The organism is Trichococcus sp. (genome assembly GCF_049589555.1).
Taxonomy (GTDB): domain Bacteria; phylum Bacillota; class Bacilli; order Lactobacillales; family Aerococcaceae; genus Trichococcus.
Map to the genome: position 1 here is coordinate 1 of NZ_JBAWAZ010000353.1, position 5,735 is coordinate 5,735.

A 5,735-nucleotide genomic window follows, 5' to 3' on the forward strand; every position below is an offset into this window, starting at 1 on the left:
GCAGGATGAGAATTTCAAATACAACATGGATCTGACGAGAAAAAATGTGCAAGGTTATTCGAAAAAATCGGAATAGTGGGAAGTGGCAGCTGAGTCATGCAGGTGCACAGTGAAAATAAAGTTCAGGATCGAAGAGGGGAACACAAATGAAAAAAGTGATCATCCATGCAGAAGTTTATACAGGGGAAACAGTCATCTCCGATGGGTATGTCCGGTTCGGAAAAGAAATCAGCGCAGTCGGGAACATGTCGGAATACGTCCCAGAAGCCGGTGAGGAAGTGATCGACGCAGCCGGAAGCAGACTGATGCCGGGCTTCATTGATGTCCACAGCCACGGCGGTTACGGCACGGATAATATGGACGGTGATGCCGATGAAATCAACCGGATGATCGGAAAGATGCATCAAGAAGGGATCACCAGTTATTTTCCGACAACGATGACGCAATCGAATGAAAATATCGAGAAGGCATTGGTCGGCATCGGCAAGGCCGCGGAAAAAAATCCGGTCATCCAAGGCATCCATCTCGAAGGACCATTCATTTCCGCAGTATTTAAGGGAGCGCAACCGGAAGAACACATCAAATTGCCGGATGCTGCCCTGATGCGCAGGTGGCAGGAATTGAGCGGGGGATTGATCCGTTTGGTCACCTATGCGCCGGAGACGAGCGATGCGACAGCTTTCGAAAAGTATTGTCTGGACAACCAAATCGTGCTTTCGGTAGGGCATTCAAATGCTCGTCGCAGCCAATTGCAACAATCCAAGGCATCGCACATCACCCACCTCTATAATGCGCAGAGAGGGCTCCACCACCGCGAACCGGGTGTGACCGGGCACGCGTTCCTGGAAGAGGGCATCTACGCGGAAATGATCGTCGATGGTCTGCACATCGATCCGGAAATGGTGAAGATTGCCTTCAATCAGAAGGGTGTCGACCGCATCGAATTGATTACCGACGCTATGCGAGCCAAAGGGATGGGCGACGGCATCAGCGAGTTGGGCGGGCAGAAGGTCATCGTCAAGGATGGCGAAGCCCGTCTGGAAAGCGGAAGTCTGGCGGGCAGTGTGCTGGAGTTCCAGGAGGCTTTCAGGAACATCATCGCCTTTACCGGCTGCAGCATCTCTGATGCAGTAAAAATGAGCTCCGTCAATCAGGCCCGGGAATTCGGTCTTGTTCGAAAGGGTGGAATCGTTCCAGGCAAGGATGCCGATATGGTGCTCCTATCCAGCGCATTCCAAGTACAACAGACCATCAGTTACGGCAATACAGTATTCAAAAGAAACGGAAAGTAGGGAATAGATCATGGAAATAATCATTAAAGCGACTCCGGAAGAGGCCAGCCGCTGTGCATTCGAAAAAATCAGGGAAGAAATGAGTAACGGGGCAAAAGTATTGGGGTTAGCCACCGGCAGCACGCCAGTGAGACTGTACCGGATCATGCGGGAAAGCGAGCTTGATTTCTCGGGTATGACATCGATCAATCTGGATGAATACATGGGCTTGTCCGAGGACAGTCCGCACAGCTACCATCATTTTATGCATGAACAATTATTCGATGCAAAACCATTCAAGAAAAACTATCTGCTGGATGGAATGGCGGATGAAGCGGAAGAGTGCGCGCAATTCGAAGCAATCATCGCAGCGAATCCGATCGATGTGCAGATTCTTGGCATCGGCACGAACGGGCACATCGGTTTCAATGAGCCCGGCACATCCTTTGATTCCCGCACGCAGAAAGTGGCACTGTGGCAATCCACCATCGATTCCAATAAGCGTTACTTTGCGGATGAAAAAGATGTCCCGCGTTTTGCCTATTCGATGGGGATCCAGTCAATCCTCTCGTCAAGACAGATCATCCTGATGGCTTTCGGAAAAGAAAAAGCCGCTGCCGTCAAAGCCGCGTTGGAAGGGCCGATCACGGAAGATTTGCCAGCGAGTGTCCTGCAGACCCATAAGCATGTGACCGTGATACTGGACGAAGAAGCAGCGCAAATGCTCAGCAAAAAATAGTGAGCCCAAAAATCCGGATTATTTTCGCTCTTCTGATCATCAGCAGTCCCTGCCAGATGAAAAAATGATTGACAGTTTAGTATATTAGGAGTACCTTAAAGGTAACTGAATATTTCCGGTAGGTAAGGCTACTACAGGGATACGGATTGCTGCCGCGAAATGGTGGAGACACCATGAGAAGGTTTGAACAGGCGATATCGAAACCAAGGTATCATCTAATGCAATTTCATCGCCCTGCAGAGTTAAAGCTCAAACGGTGGCGTCAGTGCAATGAAAAATTTGTGCTGTGTATTTTTATGGATATATCATCCCATACCATTGTTTGCGCTTTGGTATGGGATTTTTTTTTGTGGAAATATTAAGTGTAATCGAAATAGCGAGGTGAGAAGAATGGATGCGGGAAGTAGTACGGACATAGGACCGAAAGGGCGAAGTAGAAAAGAAGACATTCGCAGACAAACTGCATCTGTTCTTCTGACTAAAAAACTGAATAGTTAACTGGCTTTGCTCTTTCAACCATGTCTTATCATCCCTAATTGTCTAATCGACAAACAAATATAGGAGGTAAAGACCGTGTTGAAAATGAGAGAACGTGTATCAAACAAAATGTCTGCCAATAAAACGGCAGAAGTAGATAAGAAGTACCTTTTCAAAAGAATTACAGAACCAGCCTATTCTTTTGTGCAGACATAGATCAGTAATAAGCTAGATCTTATATTATTGAAAATACTGCTAAGAAGGTGCTACACTATGATAAAAATTATTGGAATTACGGATGAAAATAAAGTAGATACAGATATTGCTATAAATAATGCGAATTTTGCACAATACAAATGGTTTTGGGTTGACTTTAATGAACCAACGGCTGAAGAAGTGAAACATTTGACCGATACTTTTCACTTTCATCCTCTGGCTGTTGAAGACTGTGTTCAGACACTTCAGCGGCCGAAACTTGATTATTACGATGATTATACATTTTATGTTACTCACAAAATAAGTGAAACAGCAGATGAGGTCATTAAAGAAGAATTGGATTCTTTTGTTGGGGATAATTTTATCGTAACTTTCCATCTTTCCGCCTCAAAGGAAGTGGATCAAATCCGGAATAGGTTATTGTATTGTAAGAACATTGAAGAATGGGACAGCTATTATATACTCTATGAAATTTTAGACAAAATCGTAGATAATTACTTCCCGCTCATCAATAAAATTGAGGATGAGTTATTGGAAATTGAAGATGTTATACAGAATGATTCAACAGATGATGTCATCGACCATTTATTTGATATAAGACATCGGTTGTTGCTCTTCAGGCAAACTGTTAATCCGATGCGGGATTTGGTTTATCGCATGTTGAATTCCCGACATTTGGGTGGCATAAAAAGCAGAAGAGAATATTTTTCCGATATTCATGACAACTTATTGAAGGTAACGGAGTTGATCACTTCTAATCGAGAAGTTACCACCGATATGCGGGACAGTTACCTTTCGATGGTTTCGCATCAATCAAACAATTTGATGAAAACTCTCACAATCATGACTTCTATTTTTTCTCCCTTAACATTGATTTCTGGGATATACGGAATGAATTTTAAACATATGGCGATATTGCAATGGGAATATGGGTATTATGCTGTGATGGGATTGATGCTGATTATTGGCGTATTGATGTTTCTTTGGATAAAGAGAAAAGATTAAGGTAATAATAAACACCTGTGTGAAAGATACATAGCCTATTTGCAGTGCAAAATACAAAACTTTCAAATTGATGCTGATACTATGCATCAATTTGAAAGTTTTTTTGTTGTCGATTTTTCCGAATAAGTGGGTGCAACACGTTTTATACGATCCTTGATTTATTGATACTTGAAAGTATCCGGATTGTTGTTTTAGGATAAAACGTTTACAATGGAGGCAGAGGTAGCATGGAAAGCATGAAATCCAGGAATCCAAGGCGGTGATGGAAATGTTGACTGTCGAGACGGCCAGAACATGGTTGAGTCTGTTCATCGAAAAGTTGGAAACAAACGAGAAGTATCTGAATACGCTGGATGAATCCATCGGTGACGGTGACCACGGGGCCAATATGCTTCGGGGAGCCAAATATCTGAAGGCAAAATTAGCGGAAGGACTTCAGGTGGGTTCATCAGATTTGTTCAAAATGGCGGGAATGTCATTCATCCAGAAAACGGGAGGGGCAGCCGGACTGCTATATGGCCAAGCCTTCCTGCAAATGTCACAGTCCCTACAAGACGGTAACGAACTTCTGGACAGTCTGACAAGCGGCCTTGAAGGGATCCAAAAAGTCGGTCAAACGGAACTGCGGGATAAGACATTAGTTGATGTTTGGATTCCGGTCATGGAAGACGTCCGGAATAAGCGCCTAACGTTGGAAAAAATCAATGAATATGTCACAAGCACGAAGGATTTCCAGGCGAAAAAGGGACGCGCAGCCTATGTGTCGGAACAACTGAATGGCCATATCGATCCAGGAGCAGCTTCATGCGGCTATTTCTTCGAGGCTATGCTGGAAGCGGGGGTGTACGATGAGTGAACAGTACGGTATCTTATTGGTTTCGCATGTTGCGGAGCTCGCTGACGGGCTGACCCGTTTGCTGAAACAGGTAGCGAAGGACATTAGCGTGAAAGCAGTCGGCGGAGCGGAAGACGGCGGAATCGGCACTAGTTTTGATAAAGTCACGGCGGCTCTCAATGAAATGCCGGAGCCTAATATATTGGCCTTTTATGATCTGGGCAGCGCCAAGATGAATCTTGAGTTGATAAGTGAGCTGACCGAAAAAAATCTGGTCATTTGCGATGCGGCGTTTGTGGAGGGAGCCTATCTGACAGCGGCTTTGCTGCAGGCGGATACACCCTTTGAAAAAATCCGTGAACAGTTGCAGGAATTGTACGTAAAATGAAACACTGAAGCCAAAAGAAACCCATAAGGTTTTCCTTTTCAAAAGGAGAATCTCATGGGTTATTTTTTTTTAAAAGACCGGCTTCCTTAGCAATTAATTTCTAGAGCAGGGTCGGGAATCATCACGCTCTTATTAGACGCGTTCTGATTCGCAGGGGGTTCCGCCTAAGCTGCTATTACGTCACGGCCAAAAAACGGCGGTTCTCGTAGTAGCCTCTTAGTGTTCACCCCCTAAACGCGAATCATCACGCTATTTATTTTGTATAGGCGAGTTTTTTTGAGATTTCTTTCGACATGCGCAGCATGTACTCTGTTATTTTCTCCACTTTTTCATCAGTCATACGGAATACAGGACCGCTGATGCTGATGGCAGCCACGACTTTTCCGGTGTAGTCGATAAGCGGTACCGAAATACATTTGGCTCCGATCTCGCATTCCTCGTTATCCATCGCTACACCTGTTTCTTGGACAGTTTCCAACTCTTTGAAAAGAGCTTCGGGTGTTGTGAGGGTTTTGGCGGTCAATGCCGGCATTCCTTTTTCTTTCAGGATGTCCTCGATTTCCTTCTCCGTGTAGTTCTGAAGAATATTTTTTCCGACGCTGGTCGCATGTAACGGGGCTCTTTTTCCGATCCGTTGCATCGTCTTCAACATGTTGTCCGGCCCGTTGATGACATCGATGTAAACCACTTCATGATCTTCTTCGATAGCCAAACAGGAAGATTCCTGGAATTCTTTCGATAGCGCGACCAAATCGTCATGGACCAAGTTACGGATATCATATTGTCCGCTCACTAGGCTACCCA

6 protein-coding genes and 1 riboswitch are annotated in these 5,735 nt (G+C 44.9%); of the genes, 5 read left to right on the forward strand and 1 reads right to left on the reverse strand.

Annotated features, from left to right (window positions below; all coding sequences use genetic code 11):
* Positions 1 to 146 precede the first annotated feature (146 nt).
* From nagA to dhaM, 5 genes are all read left to right on the forward strand, one after another.
* A complete protein-coding gene (gene nagA, locus WBV27_RS12155) occupies positions 147 to 1,292 on the forward strand; it encodes an N-acetylglucosamine-6-phosphate deacetylase (RefSeq protein WP_424202396.1) in 1,146 nt (381 codons plus the stop codon).
* A gap of 10 nt (positions 1,293 to 1,302) precedes the next feature.
* A complete protein-coding gene (nagB, locus tag WBV27_RS12160) occupies positions 1,303 to 2,010 on the forward strand; it encodes a glucosamine-6-phosphate deaminase (protein ID WP_424202397.1) in 708 nt (235 codons plus the stop codon).
* A 107-nt stretch (positions 2,011 to 2,117) separates the two neighbouring features.
* Positions 2,118 to 2,278: riboswitch (M-box (ykoK) riboswitch) on the forward strand.
* A 482-nt stretch (positions 2,279 to 2,760) separates the two neighbouring features.
* The gene (corA, locus tag WBV27_RS12165; protein ID WP_424202398.1) at positions 2,761 to 3,708 is read left to right on the forward strand and encodes a magnesium/cobalt transporter CorA; all 948 of its coding nucleotides are present in this window, start codon (positions 2,761 to 2,763) and stop codon (positions 3,706 to 3,708) included.
* 268 nt (positions 3,709 to 3,976) lie between these two features.
* The gene (dhaL, locus tag WBV27_RS12170; RefSeq protein ID WP_424202399.1) at positions 3,977 to 4,564 is read left to right on the forward strand and encodes a dihydroxyacetone kinase subunit DhaL; all 588 of its coding nucleotides are present in this window, start codon (positions 3,977 to 3,979) and stop codon (positions 4,562 to 4,564) included.
* The gene (dhaM, locus tag WBV27_RS12175; RefSeq protein ID WP_424202400.1) at positions 4,557 to 4,931 is read left to right on the forward strand and encodes a dihydroxyacetone kinase phosphoryl donor subunit DhaM; all 375 of its coding nucleotides are present in this window, start codon (positions 4,557 to 4,559) and stop codon (positions 4,929 to 4,931) included. Before dhaL ends, dhaM begins: the two co-directional genes overlap by 8 nt.
* A 253-nt stretch (positions 4,932 to 5,184) precedes the next feature.
* Here the strand turns inward: dhaM and WBV27_RS12180 are convergent.
* A partial coding sequence (locus WBV27_RS12180; RefSeq protein WP_424202401.1) for an IclR family transcriptional regulator occupies positions 5,185 to 5,735 on the reverse strand: 551 nt, incomplete at its 5' end.

Excerpts from the sequence above, each read along its gene's own strand:
- dhaM (WP_424202400.1), top strand. The coding sequence starts at position 4,557 with ATGAGTGAACAGTACGGTATCTTATTGGTTTCGCATGTTGCGGAGCTC.
- nagB (WP_424202397.1), top strand. The coding sequence starts at position 1,303 with ATGGAAATAATCATTAAAGCGACTCCGGAAGAGGCCAGCCGCTGTGCA.
- nagA (WP_424202396.1), top strand. The coding sequence starts at position 147 with ATGAAAAAAGTGATCATCCATGCAGAAGTTTATACAGGGGAAACAGTC.
- corA (WP_424202398.1), top strand. The coding sequence starts at position 2,761 with ATGATAAAAATTATTGGAATTACGGATGAAAATAAAGTAGATACAGAT.
- dhaL (WP_424202399.1), top strand. The coding sequence starts at position 3,977 with ATGTTGACTGTCGAGACGGCCAGAACATGGTTGAGTCTGTTCATCGAA.